Source organism: Spirillospora sp. NPDC049652 (assembly GCF_040675125.1).
Lineage (GTDB): Bacteria > Actinomycetota > Actinomycetes > Streptosporangiales > Streptosporangiaceae > Spirillospora.
This window is the reverse complement of sequence record NZ_JBFAOF010001195.1, coordinates 1-1900: the sequence shown is the minus strand read 5'-3', so window position 1 is coordinate 1900 and position 1900 is coordinate 1. Positions and strand designations below refer to the sequence as shown.

Annotated in this window: 2 protein-coding genes; one reads left to right on the top strand and one right to left on the bottom strand. The window is 74.2% G+C overall.

What is annotated here, in order from left to right; genetic code table 11:
* On the bottom strand, positions 1-631 hold a 631-nt coding region (locus AB0J52_RS38485), incomplete at its 3' end, for a glycosyltransferase family 2 protein (RefSeq protein WP_500187964.1).
* A gap of 252 nt (positions 632-883) precedes the next feature.
* On the opposite strand from AB0J52_RS38485, the gene AB0J52_RS38480 reads away from it, so the two are divergent.
* Positions 884-1900 (top strand): carbamoyltransferase N-terminal domain-containing protein (locus tag AB0J52_RS38480; RefSeq protein WP_500187963.1); only part of this gene is annotated, 1017 nt, incomplete at its 3' end.

Genomic DNA, 1900 nt, shown 5'->3' with positions numbered 1-1900 from the left:
GCACCGGGGACGGCTCGTGGTGGACGACCACGTCGTCGGCGTAGCAGAGCCACCATCCGGACGCCATCAGGTCGGCGGCGAGGAGCTCCTCCTCACCACCGAACCACAGCTTGGGCGAGAAGCCGCCCGCCGCGCGGAACGCGGCGGCGCGGAGCATGGTCGCGCCCGCGAGGAACGAGCCGAGCGCGGGACCGGGGAGCCAGGACGGCCCCGGGACGGGCGAGTCGCGCAGCTCGGGGACGATCGGGTCCTCCCGGCCGTCCGGGCCGACCAGGATGCGGCCGGTCACGGCCGCCAGGCGCGGGTGGGCGTCGAGCAGCCGGGCGGCGCGGCCCGGCGCGTCCGGGTCCCACCAGACGTCGTCGTCGCAGCACGCCACGTACGGGGTGCGGACGTGGTCCATCCCGACGTTGCGGGCGACGGCCCCGAGGTTGCGCGAGGCGCGGACCACGGTCACCCCGGGCAGCCGGGACGCGGCGTCGGCCGAGCCGTCCCGCGAGGCGTTGTCCACCACGATGATCGGCGGACGCCCCGGCAGTCCCCGCAGCCTGTCCAGAGTCGACAGGAGCTCCGGCCGGCGATCCCGGGTGATGACCAGGAGCGTGTACGGCGTGTACCGCGTGTACGGCATGGCCGCTCCCTACCCGAACGGCGGCGCGCCATGCGGCGGCCGGACGAATCCGTCCCGAGGCGGTGGCGGGGGCGCGCGTCCCGAAAGCAAAGAGAAAGTTACCCAGCGCGATCCCCGACACACAGGGCGTTTCGGGAGCCACGTCACAAAAGGTTCGTCTGGTCATCGTTTAACGCCTTGGCGCCGGGTATCCGACTGACTTCGCTACGGAGTCGACTGAATCCGGAAAGCGCGGCTCAGGGGGGCCTCGATATGCGCGTACTCGGAATCAACGCAGTCTTCCACGATCCCGCGGCCGCGCTCGTCATGGACGGGCGCGTGGTGGCCGCCGCCGAGGAGGAGCGGTTCAGCCGCCGCAAGCACGGGAAGCGGCCGCACGCCTTCTCCGCCTGGGAACTCCCGGAGAGGTCAGCCCGGTGGTGCCTGGAGTCGGCCGGCCTGGAGCCGGGCGACCTGGACGCCGTCGCCTACTCCTACGATCCCGGGCTGGTCGAGCCGGGGCTGCCGGGCCACGAGGACAAGTGGGAACGCCTGCGCACGCTGTACGCCGAGCACGCGCCGCACATGCTGGCCGACGCGCTGCCCGGTCTCGACCCGGGGGTGGTCCGGTTCGTCCCGCACCACGCGGCGCACGCCGCCTCGGCCGCGCTCGCCGCGCCGCGCCCGGGCGAGGGCGACGTGCTCGTCCTGGACGGGCGCGGCGAGTCGCACTCCCACCTGGCGGGCCGGTACGGCGCGGACGGGCTGACCACGCTCGCCGCCCAGCGGCTCCCCCACTCCCTCGGGCTCATGTACGAGGACCTGACCCAGCACCTGGGGTTCCTGCGCTCCAGCGACGAGTACAAGGTGATGGCGCTGGCCTCCTACGGGAAGCCGAGCCTCATCGACGAGATGCGCGACCTCGTCCGGCCGACCGGCGACGGCGGGTTCGCCTCGGCCGGGATCGACTGGTCGTCGCTGGCCAAGCCGCGTCCGGCGGGCGGCGAGTGGACCCGCGACCACGCCGACCTCGCCGCCTCCGTCCAGCTGCGCCTGGAGGAGGTGCTGCTGGAACTGGTGCACTGGCTGCACGGCCGGACCGGGTCGCGGCGGCTGTCCATGGCGGGCGGTGTGGCGCTCAACTGCGTCGCCAACTCCCGCATCGCCCGCGACGGGCCCTACGAGGAGGTGTGGGTGCAGCCCGCCGCCGGGGACGCGGGGACGGCCCTCGGCGCGGCCCTGCACCTGGTGCGGACGGCGGGCGAGCCGATCCTCCCGATGCCCGGCGCG